This window comes from Priestia sp. FSL R5-0597 (assembly GCF_038006305.1).
GTDB classification, from domain to species: domain Bacteria; phylum Bacillota; class Bacilli; order Bacillales; family Bacillaceae_H; genus Priestia; species Priestia zanthoxyli.
The window spans coordinates 4,381,671-4,403,213 of sequence record NZ_JBBOUZ010000001.1 but is presented as its reverse complement, the minus strand read 5'-3'; the positions used below and the strand labels follow the sequence as shown (position 1 = coordinate 4,403,213).

At 38.7% G+C, this 21,543-nt stretch carries 22 protein-coding genes; 21 read left to right on the top strand and 1 reads right to left on the bottom strand.

What is annotated here, in order from left to right:
• Window positions 1-22 precede the first annotated feature (22 nt).
• The 17 genes from recD2 to MKX72_RS23210 all read left to right on the top strand — a co-directional run bounded on the left by recD2 (window position 23) and on the right by MKX72_RS23210 (window position 17,549).
• Window positions 23-2,380, top strand: coding sequence for an SF1B family DNA helicase RecD2 (recD2, locus tag MKX72_RS23290; RefSeq protein WP_033579666.1), 2,358 nt, complete (start codon window positions 23-25; stop codon window positions 2,378-2,380).
• A 141-nt stretch (window positions 2,381-2,521) separates the two neighbouring features.
• Window positions 2,522-2,713, top strand: a complete 192-nt coding sequence (locus MKX72_RS23285; RefSeq protein WP_013059292.1) for a hypothetical protein — start codon at window positions 2,522-2,524, stop codon at window positions 2,711-2,713.
• 25 nt (window positions 2,714-2,738) lie between these two features.
• Window positions 2,739-2,873: a YrzQ family protein gene (locus MKX72_RS23280; protein ID WP_013059291.1), complete on the top strand. Its 135-nt coding sequence runs from the start codon at window positions 2,739-2,741 to the stop codon at window positions 2,871-2,873.
• A 113-nt stretch (window positions 2,874-2,986) separates the two neighbouring features.
• Window positions 2,987-4,048 (top strand): AI-2E family transporter, encoded by a 1,062-nt coding sequence (locus MKX72_RS23275; RefSeq protein WP_028411681.1) that lies wholly within the window; start codon window positions 2,987-2,989, stop codon window positions 4,046-4,048.
• Window positions 4,049-4,436: 388 nt separating this feature from the next.
• Window positions 4,437-7,070, top strand: a complete 2,634-nt coding sequence (gene alaS, locus MKX72_RS23270; RefSeq protein WP_155007633.1) for an alanine--tRNA ligase — start codon at window positions 4,437-4,439, stop codon at window positions 7,068-7,070.
• Window positions 7,071-7,154: 84 nt separating this feature from the next.
• Complete coding sequence (locus MKX72_RS23265) at window positions 7,155-7,424, top strand: IreB family regulatory phosphoprotein (RefSeq protein ID WP_013059287.1); 270 nt, start codon at window positions 7,155-7,157, stop codon at window positions 7,422-7,424.
• Window positions 7,425-7,841 carry a Holliday junction resolvase RuvX gene (ruvX, locus tag MKX72_RS23260; RefSeq protein WP_013059286.1) on the top strand — a complete coding sequence of 139 codons (417 nt, stop codon included), beginning with the start codon at window positions 7,425-7,427 and terminating at the stop codon, window positions 7,839-7,841. It begins immediately after the preceding gene.
• Between the two features lie 154 nt (window positions 7,842-7,995).
• On the top strand, window positions 7,996-8,280 hold the full coding sequence (locus MKX72_RS23255) for a DUF1292 domain-containing protein (protein ID WP_013059285.1): 285 nt from the start codon (window positions 7,996-7,998) through the stop codon (window positions 8,278-8,280).
• Window positions 8,281-8,692: 412 nt separating this feature from the next.
• Entirely contained in the window at window positions 8,693-9,796 is a 1,104-nt protein-coding gene (gene mltG, locus MKX72_RS23250) for an endolytic transglycosylase MltG (protein WP_028411679.1), read from the top strand.
• A gap of 181 nt (window positions 9,797-9,977) precedes the next feature.
• Window positions 9,978-10,634: an O-methyltransferase gene (locus MKX72_RS23245; protein ID WP_028411678.1), complete on the top strand. Its 657-nt coding sequence runs from the start codon at window positions 9,978-9,980 to the stop codon at window positions 10,632-10,634.
• Window positions 10,631-11,560, top strand: a complete 930-nt coding sequence (locus MKX72_RS23240) for a peptidase U32 family protein (protein ID WP_028411677.1) — start codon at window positions 10,631-10,633, stop codon at window positions 11,558-11,560. Before MKX72_RS23245 ends, MKX72_RS23240 begins: the two co-directional genes overlap by 4 nt.
• 39 nt (window positions 11,561-11,599) lie before the next feature.
• Window positions 11,600-12,862: a peptidase U32 family protein gene (locus tag MKX72_RS23235; protein ID WP_028411676.1), complete on the top strand. Its 1,263-nt coding sequence runs from the start codon at window positions 11,600-11,602 to the stop codon at window positions 12,860-12,862.
• A 7-nt stretch (window positions 12,863-12,869) separates the two neighbouring features.
• The gene (gene udk, locus MKX72_RS23230) at window positions 12,870-13,505 is read left to right on the top strand and encodes a uridine kinase (protein ID WP_028411675.1); all 636 of its coding nucleotides are present in this window, start codon (window positions 12,870-12,872) and stop codon (window positions 13,503-13,505) included.
• Between the two features lie 218 nt (window positions 13,506-13,723).
• Complete coding sequence (gene greA, locus MKX72_RS23225; RefSeq protein ID WP_013059279.1) at window positions 13,724-14,200, top strand: transcription elongation factor GreA; 477 nt, start codon at window positions 13,724-13,726, stop codon at window positions 14,198-14,200.
• 119 nt (window positions 14,201-14,319) lie between these two features.
• Window positions 14,320-14,880: an isochorismatase family protein gene (locus tag MKX72_RS23220; RefSeq protein ID WP_372456109.1), complete on the top strand. Its 561-nt coding sequence runs from the start codon at window positions 14,320-14,322 to the stop codon at window positions 14,878-14,880.
• A 119-nt stretch (window positions 14,881-14,999) separates the two neighbouring features.
• Window positions 15,000-16,766 (top strand): peptidoglycan D,D-transpeptidase FtsI family protein, encoded by a 1,767-nt coding sequence (locus MKX72_RS23215; RefSeq protein ID WP_155007634.1) that lies wholly within the window; start codon window positions 15,000-15,002, stop codon window positions 16,764-16,766.
• A 117-nt stretch (window positions 16,767-16,883) separates the two neighbouring features.
• On the top strand, window positions 16,884-17,549 hold the full coding sequence (locus MKX72_RS23210) for a YrrS family protein (protein WP_033579670.1): 666 nt from the start codon (window positions 16,884-16,886) through the stop codon (window positions 17,547-17,549).
• Between the two features lie 13 nt (window positions 17,550-17,562).
• On the opposite strand, the gene MKX72_RS23205 is transcribed toward MKX72_RS23210, so the two are convergent.
• Window positions 17,563-17,778, bottom strand: coding sequence for a YrzA family protein (locus tag MKX72_RS23205; RefSeq protein WP_033579671.1), 216 nt, complete (start codon window positions 17,776-17,778; stop codon window positions 17,563-17,565).
• A 138-nt stretch (window positions 17,779-17,916) separates the two neighbouring features.
• On the opposite strand from MKX72_RS23205, the gene MKX72_RS23200 reads away from it, so the two are divergent.
• The 4 genes from MKX72_RS23200 to MKX72_RS23185 all read left to right on the top strand — a co-directional run bounded on the left by MKX72_RS23200 (window position 17,917) and on the right by MKX72_RS23185 (window position 21,473).
• On the top strand, window positions 17,917-18,558 hold the full coding sequence (locus MKX72_RS23200; protein ID WP_013059274.1) for a class I SAM-dependent methyltransferase: 642 nt from the start codon (window positions 17,917-17,919) through the stop codon (window positions 18,556-18,558).
• Window positions 18,559-18,575: 17 nt separating this feature from the next.
• Window positions 18,576-19,271, top strand: a complete 696-nt coding sequence (mtnN, locus tag MKX72_RS23195) for a 5'-methylthioadenosine/S-adenosylhomocysteine nucleosidase (RefSeq protein WP_028411671.1) — start codon at window positions 18,576-18,578, stop codon at window positions 19,269-19,271.
• A gap of 143 nt (window positions 19,272-19,414) precedes the next feature.
• Window positions 19,415-20,338 carry a PLP-dependent cysteine synthase family protein gene (locus MKX72_RS23190; RefSeq protein ID WP_028411670.1) on the top strand — a complete coding sequence of 308 codons (924 nt, stop codon included), beginning with the start codon at window positions 19,415-19,417 and terminating at the stop codon, window positions 20,336-20,338.
• Window position 20,339: 1 nt separating this feature from the next.
• Window positions 20,340-21,473 (top strand): bifunctional cystathionine gamma-lyase/homocysteine desulfhydrase, encoded by a 1,134-nt coding sequence (locus tag MKX72_RS23185; protein WP_028411669.1) that lies wholly within the window; start codon window positions 20,340-20,342, stop codon window positions 21,471-21,473.
• Window positions 21,474-21,543 lie beyond the last annotated feature (70 nt).

The window sequence follows — 21,543 nt, the reverse complement described above, 5'->3', positions numbered from 1 at the left end:
AAGCGGGTAAAGGAAGGATAACATGAACGAAGAACTAGTGAACCCTTCACAGCCAGAACGTCATTATATAAGCGGCACGTCAATTGTAACGGTTTTTCATAACGAAGAAAACTTATATAACGTTACGCGGATACGGATCAAAAAAACAAATTTAGAGATTGAAGATAAAGAAACGGTCGTTACAGGCTATTTTCCTAAGCTTAATGAAGATGAAGTATACACATTTTACGGGGACTTCAAAGAGCATCCAAAGTTTGGTCTGCAATTTCATGTTGAGCAGTTTAAAAAAGAACTTCCGCAATCAAGGCAAGGGGTTGTTCAGTACCTATCAAGCGATTTATTTCACGGAATCGGTAAAAAAACCGCTGAAAATATTGTGGACGCCCTAGGAGAACGCGCTATTTTTCGTATTTTGCAAAATGAGTCCGTGCTAAAAGAGGTTCCGAGGCTTTCAGCCGACAAGGCAGAGGCTTTAGTAACGCAGCTTCGTGAACATCAAGGGTTAGAAGAAGTAATGGTAAAGCTGACAGACCTCGGGTTTGGACCGCAGCTTTCGATGAAGATTTTCCAAGCGTACAAACAAGAAGCGCTTGAAATTGTTCAAAATAATCCTTATCAGCTCGTAGAAGATATTCAAGGTATTGGTTTTAGCAGGGCCGATGAACTTGGAAAGAGGCTTGGTATGGCAACCAACCATCCTGATCGTTTGCGTGCAGGTATTTTATACGTCATTGAGCAAGAATGTAATCAAATGGGACATGTATACGTCACGGCAGATCAGCTGTATGGAAAAACAGCAGAGCTTCTTCGAAAAAGCAGGCATGAGAATCTGTCTGAAATGGATCTTACAAGAGAAGTGGACGCATTAAAAGCAGACAAAAAGCTTATCATTCAAGACGAAAAAATTTATTTTCCTCCCCTTTTCTATGCTGAAAAAGGGCTGGTTAAAGCTATTCAAAAAATTATGGCCCAAACGCAATACGAAGAGCAGTTTCCAGAATCAGAATTTTTACTAGCTTTAGGTGAACTAGAAGAGCGATTAGACGTGCAATATGCACCGTCTCAGCGCAAGGGCATACAAACTGCTTTAATGTCTCCAATGCTTCTTTTAACAGGTGGACCAGGTACAGGGAAAACAACGGTTATTAAAGGAATAGTCGAACTCTATGCAGAACTTCACGGATGTTCGTTAAATCCAGGGGATTATAAAAAAGATGAAGCTTTTCCTGTTTTACTTGTGGCACCTACTGGACGCGCTGCTAAACGAATGAGCGAAGCGACCGGACTTCCGGCAGTTACGATTCACAGATTATTAAAATGGAACGGACAAGAAGGATTTGACCATAATGAGGAGAATCCAATTGACGGAAAATTATTGATTGTGGATGAAGTATCGATGGTAGATTTGTGGCTTGCTCATCAGCTGTTTAAGTCTCTTCCTGCTAATTTACAGGTTATTTTAGTTGGAGACGAAGACCAGCTTCCTTCAGTAGGTCCGGGACAGGTGTTAAAAGATTTACTGAGTTCAGAAGTAGTTCCTACCGTCCGTCTGACAGATGTATACCGGCAAGCGGAAGGGTCGTCGATTATTGATTTGGCTCATGAAATAAAAAAAGGAAAGCTTCCGGAAGACTTATCGAGGCAGCAAGGAGATCGTTCCTTTATTCGCTGTCAAGGACAGCACATCACGAATGTCGTGCAACAAGTTTGCGGGAATGCGTTAAAAAAAGGCTATACGGCTAAAGATATTCAAGTTCTAGCTCCTATGTATAAAGGTCCTGCAGGGATTGATAAACTGAATGAAGTTCTTCAGGAATTATTTAACCCGGCTTCTGAGCAAAGAAGAGAGCTTAAGCACGGAGATATTACGTACCGAGTCGGAGATAAAGTGCTGCAGCTTGTAAATCAGCCGGATAGCAACGTATTTAACGGAGATATGGGAGAAATCGTCTCAGTTTTCTTTGCCAAAGAAAATACGGAAAAACAGGATATGCTGGTTATTTCATATGAAGGAAACGAAGTAACTTATACAAAGCAAGACTTTAATCAAATAACTCATGCATACTGCTGTTCCATTCATAAATCGCAGGGAAGTGAATTTCCCATTGTTGTGCTTCCAATTGTCAAAAGCTATTACCGAATGCTGCGACGCAATTTACTTTATACGGCCGTTACGCGAAGTAAACAGTTTTTAATTTTATGCGGCGAAGACGAAGCGTTTCAGCTTGGAGTCAGCCGGAATGAAGACAGCGTTCGACAAACGAATTTACAGCCCCTGCTTCGAGAAAGCTTGGATAACGACATAGAAGATCCCGAAATTCCATTTATGAAAGATGCAAATATTGGGATGGAAAACGTTACGCCGTATGATTTCATGTAACCTTTCGCATGCTAACAAAGAGTTAAATAAACTCCTTTGTTGCCATCCTTCTTTGCTAATTGTCAGAAAATAAAGTATGGGCGTGAAAAAAAGTGGACATAATGCGTTTATATAAGTAGAACGTATAAAGAGGTGTCGACTTTGTTTAAATGTCCAAACTGTAAAAGTATTGACGTTGGCAAAATTGGTGTAAATCAGTATTACTGCTGGAATTGTTTTATTGAAATGACTATTTCAAAAGGACAAATTAATACTCACCAAGTAGAAGAAGATGGAACATTGAGCTCGCTTGATGATTTGTTCTCAGATGACGAGCGCACAATCAATTTCTAATTCTTTTTTACCGGGAGGAAGAGCAATGGGCAGAATCATTCCGTCAGTAGTCGCTTTCGGTCTTGGAGCTTATGCATTTAAAATGGCAGATGATCGAGAGATGTTTACAAAAAGAAATATGAAAAAAATGCGTAAACGTATGATGAAAGCTATTCACTAATAAAAAAGCACTATTGCACTGAGCTGCAATAGTGCTTTTTTGCAGGCAGAAGATACAACTGCATGTATAAACTCCTTTCTTTATCAAAAAATAGAAGGGAGGAGGAGTTTACGTTGAAAGATAGTTCATTCAAATGGTTCTATAGATTCGGACTGCTGTTATTAGCACTGCTGTGCGTATTAGTCTTTTTTAAAGTCCAGTTTTTATGGCTGCCTGTTATTTACATGTTTTTAAAAGCACTGCTGCCTTTTTTTATTGCAGCATTCATTACATATTTACTTCATCCGCTTATTGAAAAAACGCATGATAAAGGCGTGCCTCGTCCTCTAGCTATTTTACTGATCTACATTATCTTTTTTGGAGGAATCGGGTTCGGAGCCTATAAGTCGTATCCTATTTTTGTGGAACAAGTAAAAGATTTAAATGAACAGCTGCCTCATTTTACGAATACATATAGACATTGGGTAGAATCGATTCATGATCGTACAACTTCACTTCCAAACGGTGTACATGAGAAAATTGAAGGCAGCATTGATGATGTAGAGGCTACGCTCAACGTGTGGCTTACAAAAGTGGCGGAAGGATTAAAATCATTGATTACCTCTTTTTTGATTTTAATCATTATTCCATTTATTGTTTTTTATATGCTGAAGGATTTTTCCTCTATTAAGAAAGCAACAGCTTATGTCACACCTAAAAAGTGGCACAAACCAGGCGAACGTTTTTTATCGGATGTGAATGAATCGCTTGGCAATTATATTAGAGGACAATTTTTTGTTTGTCTCATTATTGGTGTGATTGCCACAGCAGCACTTTGGTTCTTTCATGTACCTTATGCACTTCTTTTAGGCTTTATTATTGGCGTAACGAATATCATTCCGTATTTTGGCCCGATTATTGGTGCGGTTCCAGCAGCTATTATTGCAGCAACTATCTCGATAAAGTTGGTTATTACCATTGTCATTATTATCTTTGTGCTGCAGTTTCTAGAAGGAAATGTGCTGTCTCCGCTTATCGTAGGAAAGAGCCTTCATATTCATCCTTTGTTTATCATGCTTGCGCTCCTTTTAGGAGGAGAGTTTGGAGGAGTATTGGGTCTCATTTTGGCTGTGCCAATTTTAGCAGTCGTTAAAATATCTATTTTGCATATTCGCTCTTATACGCTCAAACATTGACAAAGAGCGGTTAATTTGTCATAATATCGCCATAAGAAAACGCTACATATTTTGAACACAATGATGGATCGAGTACGTTGCACACTGGTTTTTAGAGAAGGGCTTCCTTGGCTGAAAGAAGCGCTAAACAAAGAGCAGCTGAACGCTAGTCCAGAGTGCAGGCTAAAACCTGCCGTGTCAGCAACGTTAACGCTATGAAGGTGATAAATGCTTTTGGCATTTATAATCAGGGTGGTACCGCGAGTTCAACTCTCGTCCCTGCTATAGGGATGAGAGTTTTTTTGTGTGCAAATAACTAGCAATTACTTTTGGACACAGGGAAAATAGATGCTTTTATGTCATCATTTTTTTGTCTATAAATAAGAAGAGTATTAAAGGAGGACCAATCATGAAAAAACTGACGTCAGCACAAGTTCGTCAAATGTATTTAGATTTCTTTAAAGAAAAAGGCCATGATGTAGAACCAAGCGCATCTTTAGTTCCGCATGAAGATCCATCTTTATTATGGATTAACAGTGGAGTAGCTACATTAAAAAAATATTTTGATGGTCGTGTTATTCCTCAAAATCCGCGTATTTGTAACGCACAAAAATCTATTCGTACAAACGATATCGAAAACGTAGGTAAAACGGCTCGCCATCATACGTTTTTTGAAATGCTTGGTAACTTCTCTATCGGTGATTATTTCAAAGAAGAAGCAATCCAATGGGCATGGGAATTCTTAACGAGCGATAAATGGATTGGATTCGACGCAGATAAGCTATCCGTAACAGTTCACCCTGAAGATGAAGAAGCATTTAAGATCTGGAATGAAAAAATGGGCGTGCCTAAAGAGCGTATCATTCGTTTAGAAGGTAACTTCTGGGATATTGGAGAAGGTCCGAGTGGTCCAAATACAGAGATCTTTTATGATCGCGGAGAAGCATATGGAAATGACCTAACTGATCCCGAATTATATCCAGGTGGAGAAAATGAGCGTTATTTAGAAATTTGGAACCTTGTATTTTCTCAGTTTAATCATAATCCTGATAATACGTACACGCCGCTTCCAAAGAAAAATATTGATACAGGAATGGGCTTAGAGCGTATGGTTTCTGTTATTCAAGATGTGCAAACAAACTTTGATACAGATTTGTTTATGCCAATTATTGAAGCAACAGAAAATATTTCAGGCGCTAAATATCGTACAAATGATGAGCAAGATACGGCATTTAAAGTCATTGCTGACCACATTCGTACGGTAACATTTGCTGTAGGTGATGGTGCTCTTCCTTCAAATGAAGGCCGCGGGTATGTGCTGCGTCGTTTGTTACGCCGAGCAGTTCGCTATGCTAAAAAGTTAAACATTAATCGTCCGTTCATGTACGACCTAGTGCCGGTAGTAGGTGAAATCATGGTTGATTTCTATCCGGAAGTAAAGGAAAAAACGGATTTTATCCAGCGCGTAGTCAAAAATGAAGAAGAGCGTTTTCACGAAACGTTAAATGACGGACTAGCTATCTTGGCAACTGTTATTAAAAAAGAAAAAGCGCAAAACAGTGATACGGTACAAGGCGAAGATGTTTTCCGTCTATATGATACGTATGGCTTCCCTGTTGAATTAACGGAAGAATACGCAGAAGATGAGAACATGAAAATCGATCATGCAGGTTTTGAACGTGAAATGGAAGCACAGCGTGAGCGTGCGCGTGCTGCTCGTCAAGATTCTAGTTCTATGCAAGTTCAAGGCGGCGTACTTGGTGAAGTAACGGTTGCAAGTGAGTTTGTGGGCTATGATAAAAATGAAGTAGAAACAGTTGTTGAAGCAATTATTGTAGACGGTAAGCTTGTTGACCGTGCTGAAGCTGGAACAGAAGCGCAAGTCATCTTAAGCCACACGCCATTCTACGCAGAAAGCGGCGGTCAAATTGCGGACCAAGGTACGATCCAAAGTGCTTCAGGAAAAGCGGAAGTAAAAGACGTTCAAAAAGCGCCAAATGGTCAAAATGTCCAAACGGTATCTGTAACAAGCGGTGAGCTTGTAAAAGGTGAAACATACATGGCAACGCTTGATGAAGAAAACCGCAGTGCGATTGTGAAAAACCATACGGCAACGCATTTATTGCATCAAGCATTAAAAGATACGTTAGGAACGCATGTTAATCAAGCGGGTTCTTTAGTAACAGCGGATCGCTTGCGCTTTGACTTCTCTCACTTTGGTCAAGTGACACAAGAAGAGATTGAGAAAATTGAACAAATCGTTAATGAAAAGATTTGGGACAGCATCTCTGTACAAATTGAAAACAAAGCAATTGACGAAGCAAAAGCGATGGGTGCAATGGCACTATTTGGTGAGAAATACGGAGATATCGTGCGCGTAGTACAAGTAGGCGACTACAGCTTAGAATTATGTGGTGGATGTCACGTACCAAATACATCTGTTATCGGTTTATTTAAAATTGTATCAGAATCTGGAATCGGTGCAGGTACTCGACGTATTGAAGCTGTAACTGGAAAAGCTGCCTATCAGTTAATGAATGATCAAGTAGGTTTACTAAAAGAAGCTGCGGCAAAAGTAAAATCCAACCCGCGCGATTTAGTAGGGCGCGTTGAAGGATTACTAGAAGAAATTCGTAATCTTCAGCGTGAAAATGATTCACTATCTACAAAGCTTGGCAATATTGAAGCTGGCAATCTTGTTGACCGCGTACAAAACATTAATGGTGTAAATGTCCTAGCAGCAAAAGTGAATGCAACGGATATGAATAACCTTCGTGCAATGGTTGATGATTTAAAACAAAAATTAGAATCTGCTGTGATCGTATTAGCTTCTCCACAAGGTGAAAAGGTAAATATTATTGCAGGTGTAACAAAAGATTTAATTGCTAAAGGCCATCATGCTGGCAAACTTGTTAAAGAAGTAGCAACGATTTGCGGCGGAGGCGGAGGCGGACGCCCTGACATGGCGCAAGCTGGAGGAAAAGACGCTAGCCAAATTGAAAAAGCACTTGGCACTGTAGAAGAATGGGTTAAATCCGTTTAATTCTCCTCTTTCTTGGTGTACAATATAAATAAGACTTAGCATAGTGCACAATGTGTTCACAAATTAAGAGAGTGAGGTGGGACCGTGAGTTCATTTGATAAAACCATGCAATTTAATTTTCAAGATGAGCCAGCTGAAACAAACGTACATGAAGTATTGTTTACGGTTTATGACGCACTGCAAGAAAAAGGCTACAACCCGATTAACCAAATCGTTGGGTATTTGTTATCAGGAGACCCTGCTTACATTCCTCGTCATAACGATGCGAGAAACACAATTCGCCAGTTAGAGCGAGACGAGCTCATTGAAGAACTTGTTAAATCTTATTTACAACAGCATCGAAAGGATTCATAAATGCGCGTATTAGGATTAGATGTAGGAACCAAAACAATTGGTGTGGCAGTTAGTGATGAAATGGGATGGACAGCGCAAGGAATTGAAACAATTAAAATTGCAGATGAGCAGATGGAGCAATCATATCCTCGTTTACAGCAGTTAATTGACGAATATTCCGTAGAGAAAATCGTAGTGGGTCTTCCTAAAAATATGAATGGTACGATTGGCCCTCGAGGCGAAGCGTGCATCGAGTTTGCTGACAACGTCAAAGAAAAACTTAACATTGAAACGATGATGTGGGACGAGCGCTTGTCAACGATGGCAGCAGAGCGAGTACTGCTGTCTGCCGACGTAAGCCGCAAGAAACGCAAAAAAGTAATCGATAAAATGGCAGCTGTTATGATTCTTCAAGGATACTTAGACAGCAAGCAATAAGAAAAGCAGCAGGCTTTGCTTAAGCTGACAAGTTATGACTTTCCCTTTTACATATTCTTTTGTACGTAAAAGGGAAGTGAAATAACTGAACAGCTTGCTTTTCGCTGAAGAAAAAGTTAAGCTAAGAGCTTACAATATAAAATGAGGTGCAAACATGAGCGTAGAAGAAAATAAAATTACAATCGTCGATGAGAATGGAAATGAGCAACTATGCGAAATTTTATTCACATTTGATTCTGATCAATATAACAAATCATATGTAATTTACTATCCAATCGGAGCAGACCAAGATGATGAAGAAGAAATTGAAATTCATGCATCTGCTTTCACACCAAGTGAAGACGGTCAAGACGGCGAGCTTCAACCGATTGAAACAGAAGAAGAGTGGGACATGGTTGAGGAAATGGTTAACACATTCCTTGACGAAGAAGGCGAATAATTATAGTGAAAAAGCTGATGACAATCGTTATCAGCTTTTTTTTACATAGCGGCCGTTCTTTTTAGATATAAAAAGGTTTTTCCTTGCATTCTTAGGGGAGATTGTATGATAATGACGAAAAATGAGATAAATTGTAGTATAATAATTCCTGCGTGTGAGAGTGCATTTTAATAAAAGAATTCATTGTTTGAACGGATGAAACTAGACTTTGGGCAGACAATAACATAAATCATGGAAAAAATTTAGGAGAGGCGATAGTTTAAGGAAGCGATACCATCTCACACCTATAGGAGATACGAATGAATCGCAATCTCATGTATCCTCTCTGTTCATACTTACAAAAAATCAAGAAGAAAAGAGGTGAAACTGGTTGTATCTTCTTTTACAGAAGTAGATTTAACCAGGAAGCTGCTTGTCGCAACAAACATTTTTACCACCTAATCGTTCAAGGAAAAAACGAGTTATTTTTATTACAATTATCGTACTTCTTTTACTTGTTGGCGGTGCATTTTTCTATGCTCAATCCCGCTTAACACCCGTGGATCGAAACAGCAATAAAAAAGTAAATGTGACCATTCCACAAGGTTCTTCCGTTCAATCGATTGGTACGGTATTGAAAAAAGAAGATTTAATTAAAAGTAAAAGTGCCTTTCGCTATTACGTGAAATTAACCCATGTATCTGGATTTCAAGCTGGAACGTATTTATTTTCTCCTTCCATGAGCTTAGGGGAAATGGTTGAAAAAATGGAAAAAGGCGAGGTTTCAAAACAACCTGATATTCGTGTCACCATTCCAGAAGGACGCCAGCTTGTCGAAATTGCTGATATCATTGCTAAAAATACAAAGTTTACAAAAGACGAAGTCATGAAAAAGCTAGACGATAAGGCATTCATCAATAAAATGAAAGAAAAGTATCCAGATTTAGTAACGGATGAAGTGATGCAAAAAGATATTAAACATCCGCTAGAAGGTTATTTATATCCCGTTACGTATGATTTTTATGATAAAAATGTGTCGTTAGATGAAATATTGGATAAAATGGTAGGGAAAACAAATAATGTATTAGGTCAGTACAGTGGGCAAATGGAAAAGAAAAAATTTAGTGCACATAAATTGTTAACCATGTCTTCTCTAATTGAAGAGGAAGCGACTGCGAAAGTCGACCGAGAAAAAATTGCCAGCGTCTTTTATAATCGCCTTGAAAAAAACATGCCTCTTCAAACGGATCCAACCGTATTATATGCCTTAGGAGAGCATAAAGACCGGGTGTTCTATAAGCATTTAGAAGTGGACTCTCCTTACAATACGTATAAAGTAAAGGGGTTGCCTCCAGGACCAATTGCCAGCTCTGGATTGATGTCAATCAAAGCTGCGTTACATCCAGCCAATACAGATTATTTATACTTCTTGGCTACACCTGAAGGAAAAGTTATTTTTACCAAAACGTTAGAAGAACATAACAAAGAAAAAGCCAAGCATATTACAGGTAAAGAAAAGCAAAATACCGAAAAATAATTGGAAATTTAAAATTGGGGAATCGCGATACTTCGCATTCCCCATCTTTTATGTTAAAATATATCGGGTTTACGTAAAAACGAAAAAAACTTATAATAGACTAGTTGTCTTACTATTTTGCAGTAATGAAACGTTATGAAAACATAATGTAAAATGTACTTCTGAGAACGGAGGAAGTGTTTTGCTTTTACAAAACGTAGAGCAGTATGTGGAAAAGCTTATTCCTAAGCGCCAGGAGCTTATTGAAGAAATGGAAGCTTATGCAGAAGAACATCACGTTCCGATTATGGAATTGATTGGTGTTGAAACGCTATTGCAAATTCTTCGTCTTCATCAGCCAAAACATATATTAGAAATTGGAACAGCGATTGCATATTCGTCTATTCGAATCACCCATGCGCTTCCAGAGGCACGAGTGGTTACGGTAGAACGAAATGAAGAGCGTTACCAAAAAGCGCAAGAGTTTATTGAACGGGCGGGAAAACAAGATAAAATTGTGTCGTTGTTTGGAGATGCACTTGAGCTTAGAGATGAAATTGAACGTCATGGTCCTTATGATGCAGTCTTTATCGATGCAGCTAAAGGTCAGTATCAGCGTTTTTTCGAACATTATGAGCCGATGCTATCTTCTAAAGGAATGATTATTTCGGATAACGTACTATTTAAAGGTCACGTAGCGACCGATTTGGCGGAAGTAGAAACACGTCGACGCCGCAGCTTAATTAAAAAAATTCAAGCATACAATACGTGGCTGATGAATCATCCCGATTATTATACAACTATTCTCCCTATTGGAGACGGAATCGCGATTAGTATTAAAAGAGGTGACCAAGAATGAAAAAACCAGAACTATTAGTGACACCAACTGCAGTTTCGGAAATCGAATCATTACTACAAGCTGGAGCAACAGCTATTATGGTTGGTGAACAGCGCTACGGTTTGCGTTTAGCAGGTGAATTCAAACGTGAAGATATCGTAGAAGCTGTAAATATTGCTCATCAGCATGATGCAAAAGTCTACGTAGCGATGAACGGATTATTTCACAATGATAAAATCGCCGAATTAAATGAATATATTTTATTCTTAAAAGAAGCAAGCGTGGATGCGATTGTATTTGGAGATCCGGCTGTATTAATGGCAGTGCGTGAAACAGCTCCAGAAATGAAGATGCACTGGAGTACTGAAACAACGGGAACAAACTGGTATTCATGTAACTACTGGGGCCGCAAAGGAGCTAAGCGTGCAGTTCTTGCTCGTGAGCTAAGCATGGATAGCATCATTGATATCAAAGAAAAAGCCGAAGTAGAAATTGAAGTTCAGGTGCATGGCATGACGTGTATGTTCCAATCGAAACGTTCACTTCTTGGCAACTACTTTGAGTATCAAGGAAAAGTCATGGAAATTGAAAATCGTAAAGTAGAAAAAGATATGTTTTTACTTGATAATGAGCGAAACAATAAGTATCCAATTTTCGAAGATGAAAATGGAACGCACATTATGAGTCCAAATGATATGTGCATTATCGATGAGCTTTCCGAAATGATTGACGCTGAAGTAGATGTATTTAAAATTGACGGCGTATTAAAGTCACCGCAATATATTTTAGAAGTAACAAAAAAATATCGTCAAGCGATTGATTTATGTGTAGATGACCGTGAAGAATACGAAAACGTTAAAGACGATTTGTTAGAAGAAATTGAAAGCTTGCAGCCAATTAACCGCCCGTTAGACACAGGGTTTTTCTTTAAAGAAACGGTATATTAAAAAGCATGCAAAGAAAGATAAACAAAGGAGGTACAAACGATGGCTGTTCAAATCGATACTGTAGTAGAAGGTAAACGAGTTATTACTAAAAAGCCTGAGTTGTTAGCTCCAGCCGGTAACCTTGAAAAATTAAAAGTTGCCGTACACTATGGAGCAGATGCTGTGTTTATCGGAGGAAAAGAGTTTGGCCTTCGTTCAAATGCAGATAACTTTACATTTGAAGAAATGGCAGAAGGTGTTCAGTTTGCAAACAAATACGGCGCACGTATTTATGTTACAACAAACATTTTTGCTCACAATGAAAATATGGACGGACTTGAAGATTATTTAATGGGATTAGAGCGCGCTGGCGTTTCTGGAATCATCGTAGCTGATCCGTTAATTATCGAAACCTGTCGACGCGTTGCACCTAAGCTTGAAGTACACTTAAGTACCCAGCAATCACTTTCAAACTGGAAAGCCGTTCAATTCTGGAAAGAAGAAGGATTAGAACGTGTTGTACTTGCTCGTGAAACGGGTGCTGAAGAAATGCGCGAAATGAAAGAAAAAGTGGATATTGAAATTGAAGCTTTTATTCACGGAGCGATGTGTATTGCTTATTCAGGCCGCTGCGTGCTAAGTAACCACATGACAGCGCGTGATTCAAACCGTGGAGGCTGCTGTCAATCATGCCGTTGGGACTATGATTTATTTAAAGTAGAAGACGGTAAAACGGAAACGCCTTTATTTGATGAGCAAGACGATCCGTTTGCAATGAGTCCAAAAGATTTAAATTTAATTCAATCTATCCCCCAAATGATTGAGCTGGGTATTGATAGCTTGAAAATTGAAGGACGTATGAAGTCGATCCACTATATTGCAACAGTGGTGAGCGTATATCGCAAAGTGATTGACGCATACTGTGCAGATCCTGAGAATTTTGTGATTCAAAAAGAATGGCTTGATGAGCTAGACAAATGTGCGAACCGCGATACGGCTCCCGCCTTTTTTGAAGGGGTTCCTGGAGTGGATGAACAAATGTTTGGCGTACACGGCAAGAAAACAAAATTTGATTTTGCTGGTTTAGTATTGAATTATGATGAAGAAACAAGCATCGTGACATTGCAACAGCGTAACTATTTTAAACCGGGAGAAGAAGTGGAATTTTTTGGTCCGGAAATTAAAAACTTTACGCAAAAAATAGATAAAATTTGGGACGAAGATGGCAATGAACTAGATGCTGCGCGTCATCCGCTGCAAATTGTGAAATTTAAAGTGGACCAACCTCTATTTTCATATAACATGATGCGAAAGGGGATTTAAATATAAAATGGGGAAAAAGCCCGTTGTAATCGGTATCGCTGGTGGATCCGGTTCTGGTAAAACAACTGTAACCAAAGCTATTTATGAGTATTTTAAAGGGCATTCTATTATGCTTCTTGAGCAAGACTATTATTATAAAGATCAAAGCGATGTACCGTTTGAACAGCGTTTGCAAACAAATTACGATCATCCTCTAGCATTTGATAATGATTTGCTGATTGAACACTTGCAAAACTTATTAAATTATGAGAGCATTGACAAACCGGTATATGATTACGCAATTCATACGCGCTCTGAGAAGGTAATTAAAGAAGAACCAAAAGATGTTATTATCTTAGAAGGTATTCTTGTACTAGAAGATCAGCGCTTGCGTAATTTAATGGATATCAAGCTATACGTAGATACAGATGCGGATCTTCGTATCATTCGTCGTATGCTTCGTGATATTAAAGAACGAGAGCGTACGCTTGAGTCAGTTGTTGATCAATACGTATCTGTCGTTCGCCCGATGCATAATCAGTTTGTTGAACCAACAAAACGCTATGCAGATATTATCATTCCTGAAGGCGGTCAAAACCACGTAGCGATTGACTTGATGGTCACTAAAATTCAAACAATTCTTGAACAAAATGCCATTTTATAATAACATAGCATAGATGCAGGAATTTTTTTGAAGACAATGCAGACATATTCTGCTAACTAAACACAAACATTATAAAGAATAGAGAAACGAGCAGCTTCTATTTTGAAGCTGTCATTTCTCTATTAACTGATTTTTCCACAGAGTGGAAAATTTTTTGTACATACAGAAATCGACTGTATACACTAGAGATTTTGAGTTCAAGAAGGAGTGAAGGGATTATGGCACAAGAAAAAGTATTTCCAATGACAGAAGAAGGAAAGCTAAAGCTAGAGCAAGAGCTAGAATATTTAAAAACAGTAAAACGTAAAGAAGTTGTAGAGCGTATCAAGATCGCCCGCAGTTTTGGAGATTTATCGGAGAACTCTGAGTACGATTCTGCAAAAGACGAGCAGGCTTTCGTGGAAGGACGTATTACAACGCTTGAGAATATGATTCGCAATGCGAAAATTATTGAAGAAGATGTAGAAAATTCTTCTATCGTATCATTAGGTAAATCTGTAACATTTGTAGAGTTGCCAGATGGTGACGAAGAAACGTATACAATTGTAGGTAGTGCAGAAGCAGATCCATTTGAAGGGAAAATTTCAAATGATTCGCCAATTGCTAAAAGTCTAATGGGCAAACAAATTGGAGATCAAGTAACTGTTCAAACTCCTGGTGGAGATATGTCAGTGAAAATTGTATCTGTTAAGTAAAACATATGGTTGGAAGCGTTCTACTGAATGCTCGTAAGTAAAAAAGCTGACACTCGTCAGCTTTTTTTATATGATTTAAAAAAACGGAGAGAATAGAAAAGATATGTAGGAAAGGAAAGATGAAGATGAAAGATATCGATTTTACTAAAACAGCGCTTGTTTTAATTGATTTACAAAAAGGGATTGTTCCAATTGGAGGAGACGAAATTGTAGAAAAATCTGTTCAGCTTGTGAATCGTTTCCGCGAACAAAATGGATTTATTAGCTTTGTACGAGTAGATTTTCAAGATGGAAAAGATGCGTTGACGCCAGAAACGGATCAAAAGCCATCTGCTCCTCAAGAAAGACCTGCAGACTGGGCAGAATTCGATCCAAGACTTAATGTTCAAGAGACTGATTACATTGTGACAAAACGTCAGTGGGGAGCCTTTTTTGGGACAGATTTAGACCTTCAGCTTCGCCGAAGAGGAATTGATACAATTGTCCTTTGCGGAATTGCAACAAATATTGGTGTGGAAAGCACAGCTCGTGAAGCATTTCAGTATGGATATAACCAAATTTTTATCACGGATGCCATGGCGACATTTACAAAAGAAGAGCATGAAGCCACTCTTTCTTACATCTTTCCGAAAATAGGAAAGCTACGAACAACTCAACAATTTTTAACGGAAAATGAATAATAAAAACTTGCTGAATCAGCAAGTTTTTTTATGGAATGAAAAAAAGAATGAATATTTCTTAAGATAATGGTTTTAAAAGTAATGGCAACGTCGACACTTGTAAAGAGTGAGGTGTAGTCATGAAAATAATTCACAAGCGAATTTATATTACTCTTATTTTTATTTTATTATTAATTAGTGGACTGGGAGCACGGCTTGTTCAACTCCAGCTTGTCAGCACGGAATCTTTTACTGATAAAAATATTAACTTAATTGAAGGAAGCGTAAAACAGCGTACGCAGGAAATGGTGGTAGACGACGGGCGAGGGAAATTCGAAGATAAAAATGGACAGTCTTTAACATCTATCACGCATAATCGCTTAGTTCTATTTCCGTTTTTAGAAAAAATGAAGTGGCCCGTTCAGCAAATAAGCGAAATTGTGGGAATGCAACCACAGGAATTAACGAACAGACTAGCGAATGCTAAAACACCGGTTGTTATTACAAAAGAATTATCCCATGCACAAGTCGAAAAAATAAATGCATTAAAGGTACCTGGCGTGTTTGGAATTCCTCTAAAAGATGAGCGTCCAGTTCCTCTTGCTGAACATTTAATCGGACTAGAAGCACAAAGCAAACAAATAATTGAAGAGAAGTACAGTGATAAATTGAGAAATGGAGCTATTAAATCAACTACGCCTGTAGGTATCTCAGGGATGCAGAGGGCTTTTGACGAGTTTTTGCTGCCTGAACAAGAGTCTAAGCTCCTTTATCATGTTGATCGACTAGGTGGGCCTATGTTTGGCATCGATGTAAAATATACGGGCACAGCTAACCCTTATTATCCAGTCAGTGTGCGTACGACGCTTGATTTGTCTGCTCAGGAGCTAGTGGAGAATACATTGAATCATTATAAGTTAAAAGACGGAGGAGCCGTCTTAATTGATATAAAAAGCAATAAAGTAATTGCGATGGCCAGCAGGCCTTCAATTAATAAGAAAGATCCATTTAAAAAGCAAAACGGTTCAGACAGCGTAGAAAATCGTTTGCTGACGCCGCAAACTCCTGGATCTATATTTAAAACCGTAACAGCAGCTGCAGCGCTTGAACAAAATAAAATTCAGCCTTCTTTTACCTATAACTGCGATAAAAGTATTTATGGCAATAATGTAGAAGAAGATCATCAAAAAGGGCAGCTGACGTTTGAAGAAAGCTTTGCGCAAAGTTGTAATGCAACGTTTGCCCAGCTAGCAAAAGAAATGATAATATCTAATCCGGATATCATTGAACAATATGCTGATAAGTTAGGGCTTCTTCAGCCTGTAGGATGGACGGGTGATGTGTTTCACTTTGAACATTTTAAGCAGTTTTTAGGAGAAAAATCGGGAAGAGTTTGGACAAATGATAGAGAAAAAAAAGTACCAAATGCTGTAGCGCAAACAGCAATTGGACAGCTTGACGTAAAAGTGACTCCGCTTGCAGTAGCAAATATGATGGCGACAATTGCACGGGGAGGAGAAAAGAAGCAGGTAAAAGCGGTAGATGCGCTGGACTATAAAAACAATACGTCACTGTATACGTTTAAAGAGCATGAGCTAAAAGGAGATACGATTAATGAAGCCACAGCTGCTTCTATGCAGCAGCTTTTAAAAGGCGTCGTACAGAGCGAAAAAGGAACAGGAAGAAGATTTCAAACGCTTCCTTATGAAGTGGCAGGAAAGTCAGGAACTGCTGAAATCAATGTGAAGGCCGATATCGTCAATAAATGGTTTGCGGGTTACTTTCCGGCAGATGATCCAAAATACGCAATGGTAGTAGTGGATTTAAATACAAAAAGTGCGATATCTCCCACAAACAGCGTATTTTATGATATTGTTAAAGGGATGTATGACTTAAATACACGTTAAAACAAGAAGAATTTGTAAAAAATATTACAAATATACTTCAAATAAATTTTGATGCTTCATGTATAAGAAAACACATGTTAGAATAAAGCATTATAAAAGTTGGAGGAAATTGTAGCAATGAATAACAATCGTTCTTCAAGACACGAAAACAAAGAAAAAAAAGTAAACCGATTATATAATCTGTTAATTGCTGTCGTAGCGGTTTTAATTGTATTTGTCGGTGGTACGATGATTCTTGGAAACAAGGATAAATCGGATAACCAAGCGGAAACAACTCAAAACAATCCGCAAACAAATGACCAAAAAACGGACAAGACGGCTAAAAAAGACGATGATTCTTCGAAAGATGATCAAGCAACAGAGGATCAAGCAACGGACGATCAAAGCTCTGAAGATGACCAAAGCTCTGAAGATGATCAAGCAACAGATGAAGAATCAAACGACTCAGATTCACAGGCTGAAGTAGAGAAAAATCCAGAGCCTGGCGTGGCAGAACGCAAGGTAGATCCTTCATGGGATTCAGTAGGTACATCACAAGATGCTCCTGCAGCAACATATAAAAAAGGATCAACGGATTGGAACGAAATGCTAAAAGCTGTAGGCGAAGGGTCAGGCATTAGCCCAAGCAATATGACCGTATGGCGTCTAGGTAATAACGGTGGCGTAGGTAAAGCTGTAGCTACGGTTAGTCCTAAAGGCAGCTCATCAACAAAATACCGCGTTCAAATTGAATGGGTAGATGGAGAAGGCTGGAAGCCCGCAGTAGTGGATAAGCTTCAATAAAAAAAGCAGCGCGCTAGCGCTGCTTTTTTATTTTGAAATGAACAACTGCAGAGTACAGTTTTTTACCTTGTTCATAGTCCACAGACATTTGATGAGATACGCTATGTACCTCAAGTAAAATCGCCTTATTTTGATCAATTTTTTCAGCAATTTGTTTTTCAAGCATTTTAACATCAGGCGCTTCAAAAAATTCTATTTTATCTTCAATCATTTCAAATTCAAAATTCATCTTACGGCCTCCTTACCTCATTACTATAGTATAGCAAATAGAAAGTTAAAAGCTTAAAATCTTTGTAAATGAAGAACAAACGATGACTAAAAACATACTATATCCATAAGAATTATTAGTTATGAGGAGGCGTTTTTTATGGGGCTAGAGTTTTTAGATATCTTTGAAAAGTGGGCGAATGAGTATGATGCATCGGTAAGCGGGAAAGATGAACAGTATAGAGAAGTGTTTCGCAATTATAATGAAATCTTAGAATATGTAGCAGACCGTTCAATAGGGCATGTGATAGAATTTGGAACAGGCACTGGAAACTTAACAAAAAAACTTTTAGAAAAAGAACTTACGGTAGTAGGAATTGAGCCGTCAGTGCCAATGAGACAATTGGCACACCAGAAATTAGGAGCAGATGTTTTAGTCACACCGGGAGACTTTTTACAGTTTGATACATCGTTGTTTCCAGCAGAGAGCTTAGTTAGTACGTATGCATTTCATCATTTAACAGATAAAGAAAAAGAAGAAGCTGTGATAAACTATGGAAAGTTACTTCAAACCGGTGGTAAAATAGTGTTTGCCGATACAATGTTTGAAACAGCGGATTCATTTGCTGATACCATTGTTCAGGCAAAACAAAAAGGGTATACGCAACTAGCAGAAGATCTAGAGAGGGAATACTATACAACGATCCCTGTCTTAAAGCAAATCTTTGAAAGCAATGGTTTTCACATAACCTTTACACAATTTAATCACTTTGTGTGGGTATTGGAGGCAACGAAACAATAGTAGAAAGAGGTTTTAAAATGAAAGTAGCAATCATTGGAGCAATGGAAGAAGAAGTGACGATTTTACGCGATAAAATTGAGAATCGTCAAGAAACAGTAATCGCAGGATGTGAATACTCAACAGGAACAATCAGCGGCGTGGAGGTTGTATTATTAAAATCAGGTATTGGAAAAGTAAATGCGGCGTTATCTACAGCCATCTTACTAGAGAAGTTCAAACCTGATTACGTTATTAACACAGGATCAGCAGGCGGTTTCCATCCAGAGTTAAACGTAGGGGACGCGGTTATTTCAACAGAAGTTCGTCATCATGATGTAGATGTAACGGTATTCAACTATGAATACGGTCAAGTGCCAAACTTGCCTGCAGCTTTTAAAGCAGATGAAAAACTAGTTCGCCTTGCTGAAGAAAGCGCTCTTGAAGTAACGGATATGAAAATTGTAAAAGGATTAATTGCTACAGGAGATTCGTTCATGAACGATCCTGTGCGCGTAGAGTTTGTTCGCTCTAAGTTTCCAGACCTTTATGCAGCTGAAATGGAAGCAGCGGCTGTTGCTCAAGTATGCTATCAATTTGGCGTACCGTTTGTTATTCTTCGTGCTCTTTCTGACATCGCCGGCAAAGAATCAAATGTTTCTTTTGAGCAATTTTTAGAAAAAGCAGCTGTTAATTCAACGAAATTAGTATTGAATTTTATTACAAAATTAAAATAAGCTGTTCATAAAATATAGAGTTTGTTTTCGTCTACACTCTGCATCGTTTGTCATAACATGGGGTGTAGACTATATTTTTATCTTAATTCCTACTTTATTTATAGGTTAAGTTATATTATTTCGATAGCGAGGTGTTCAAGATTATGAAGGTAGTCAAAAACGTTCATGAATTGATTGGAAACACACCTATGATTGAGATTACACAATTTGATTTACCTAGGGAAATCAGGATATTTGCCAAGCTGGAATATGTTAATCCAGGAGGAAGTGTAAAAGATCGTTTAGGAAAAGAACTGCTGCAAGAAGCTCTTGGCTCTGGAAGACTGAAGCGAGGCGGAACGCTGGTTGAGCCTACTGCTGGGAATACGGGGATCGGGCTGGCTTTAGCTGCTCTTCAGTACGAAATAAACGTCATACTATGTGTTCCAGAAAAATTCAGTATTGAAAAACAGCAGCTTATGAAGGCTTTGGGGGCAACGGTGGTTCAAACGCCTACTGAAGCTGGTATGAAAGGTGCTATAAACAAAGCTCAAGAGCTGCTGCGTGAAATCCCTGGTTCTTATTGTCCTCAACAGTTTGCTAATCCGGCCAACCCTATGACTTATTATAAAACCTTAGGGCCAGAAATATATGAACAGCTTGATGGAAAAGTTGACGTGTTTGTAGCTGGAGCAGGTACAGGGGGGACATTTATGGGTACAGCGAAATTTTTGAAAGAAAAAAATCCTTCTCTAAAAACAGTCATCGTGGAGCCAGAAGGTTCAATTTTAAACGGGGGGAAATCCGGTCCTCACTTAACTGAAGGAATTGGAATGGAGTTCATCCCTGATTATATGGAGCGATCTTATTTTAATGCTATTCATACTGTTGAAGATGTTTATGCTTTTCAAAGAGTGAAGGAGCTGGCTTTAAAAGAGGGGTTACTAGTAGGTAGCTCTTCAGGAGCAGCCTTTGAAGCAGCCCTGATTGAAGCAAAAAATGCAGAAAAAGGGGCTCATATCGTCACGATTTTTCCGGATAGCAGTGAACGGTACTTAAGTAAAAATATTTACAGTGGAGGAAGATAAGATGAAACGTAAAACACAGTTGATTCATGGTGGAATTGTTGGCGATGAACAGACGGGTGCTGTCTCTGTTCCTATTTATCAAGTGAGTACTTATAAACAAGAGGGAGCGGGAAAACATACGGGATATGAGTATTCGAGAACCGGTAACCCTACACGTCATGCCCTAGAAGAACTTATCAAAGAAATTGAAGGAGGATATGCTGGGTTTGCGTTTGGATCTGGTATGGCCGCTACTACTGCCGTGTTCATGCTGTTTAACAGCGGAGATCATGTGTTAATTACAGATGACGTATACGGAGGAACGTATCGAGTGATCACAAAGGTACTAAGCCGTATCGGCATTGAGGCTACTTTTATTGATACAAGCGATATCCAAAATATCGAGAAAGAAATTCGCCCTAACACAAAAGCCATTTTTATTGAAACTCCAACGAATCCTCTTCTAAAAATTACTGACTTGCAGCATGCTTCTTCAGTAGCTAAACAACACCATTTACTTACCATCGTTGACAACACATTCAGTACGCCGTATTGGCAAAATCCTATCGAAAAAGGCGCAGATATTGTTCTGCACAGTGCAACTAAGTATTTAGGGGGACACAGTGACGTTGTAGCAGGGCTAGCAGTGGTGAATTCGCCTAAATTAGCTGAAGACCTTCATTTTATCCAAAATGCGACTGGAGGCATTTTAGGACCTCAGGATTCTTGGCTTTTAATGAGAGGGATTAAAACATTAGGAATACGAATGGAAGAACATGAATTCAACACGGGGAAAATAGTAGAATTTTTACTTGCCCACCCTGCTGTGGCAAAAGTATATTATCCAGGATTAAAAACCCACCCAAACCACCTCATTGCTAAAAAGCAAGCAAGAGGTTTTGGGGGAATGGTTTCGTTTGATGTGGGAAGCGAAGAGAAAGCGGAAGAAGTACTGAGCAAAGTGAAGTATTTTACATTAGCAGAAAGTTTAGGAGCCATCGAAAGCCTCATTTCCATTCCTTCTAAAATGACTCATGCTTCTATACCGAGCGACCGACGTAAAGAGCTAGGAATTACAGATGGATTAATTCGTATTTCTGTAGGTCTTGAAGATGTAGAAGATTTAATTGAAGACTTAGAAAGAGCATTGGAATAAAGGTGGTAAAAATAGGATTTTTATAGACCTATAGATCTATGATAGAGTAGAGTTATAACATTCTACTGAG

What these genes read in the sequence shown, in the direction of transcription:
- recD2 (WP_033579666.1), top strand. Translation starts at nt 23, where the DNA reads ATGAACGAAGAACTAGTGAACCCTTCACAGCCAGAACGTCATTATATA.
- MKX72_RS23280 (WP_013059291.1), top strand. Translation starts at nt 2,739, where the DNA reads ATGGGCAGAATCATTCCGTCAGTAGTCGCTTTCGGTCTTGGAGCTTAT.
- alaS (WP_155007633.1), top strand. Translation starts at nt 4,437, where the DNA reads ATGAAAAAACTGACGTCAGCACAAGTTCGTCAAATGTATTTAGATTTC.
- ruvX (WP_013059286.1), top strand. Translation starts at nt 7,425, where the DNA reads ATGCGCGTATTAGGATTAGATGTAGGAACCAAAACAATTGGTGTGGCA.
- MKX72_RS23255 (WP_013059285.1), top strand. Translation starts at nt 7,996, where the DNA reads ATGAGCGTAGAAGAAAATAAAATTACAATCGTCGATGAGAATGGAAAT.
- MKX72_RS23240 (WP_028411677.1), top strand. Translation starts at nt 10,631, where the DNA reads ATGAAAAAACCAGAACTATTAGTGACACCAACTGCAGTTTCGGAAATC.
- MKX72_RS23235 (WP_028411676.1), top strand. Translation starts at nt 11,600, where the DNA reads ATGGCTGTTCAAATCGATACTGTAGTAGAAGGTAAACGAGTTATTACT.
- udk (WP_028411675.1), top strand. Translation starts at nt 12,870, where the DNA reads ATGGGGAAAAAGCCCGTTGTAATCGGTATCGCTGGTGGATCCGGTTCT.
- greA (WP_013059279.1), top strand. Translation starts at nt 13,724, where the DNA reads ATGGCACAAGAAAAAGTATTTCCAATGACAGAAGAAGGAAAGCTAAAG.
- MKX72_RS23220 (WP_372456109.1), top strand. Translation starts at nt 14,320, where the DNA reads ATGAAGATGAAAGATATCGATTTTACTAAAACAGCGCTTGTTTTAATT.
- MKX72_RS23215 (WP_155007634.1), top strand. Translation starts at nt 15,000, where the DNA reads ATGAAAATAATTCACAAGCGAATTTATATTACTCTTATTTTTATTTTA.
- MKX72_RS23210 (WP_033579670.1), top strand. Translation starts at nt 16,884, where the DNA reads ATGAATAACAATCGTTCTTCAAGACACGAAAACAAAGAAAAAAAAGTA.
- MKX72_RS23205 (WP_033579671.1), bottom strand. Translation starts at nt 17,778, where the DNA reads ATGAATTTTGAATTTGAAATGATTGAAGATAAAATAGAATTTTTTGAA.
- MKX72_RS23200 (WP_013059274.1), top strand. Translation starts at nt 17,917, where the DNA reads ATGGGGCTAGAGTTTTTAGATATCTTTGAAAAGTGGGCGAATGAGTAT.
- mtnN (WP_028411671.1), top strand. Translation starts at nt 18,576, where the DNA reads ATGAAAGTAGCAATCATTGGAGCAATGGAAGAAGAAGTGACGATTTTA.
- MKX72_RS23190 (WP_028411670.1), top strand. Translation starts at nt 19,415, where the DNA reads ATGAAGGTAGTCAAAAACGTTCATGAATTGATTGGAAACACACCTATG.
- MKX72_RS23185 (WP_028411669.1), top strand. Translation starts at nt 20,340, where the DNA reads ATGAAACGTAAAACACAGTTGATTCATGGTGGAATTGTTGGCGATGAA.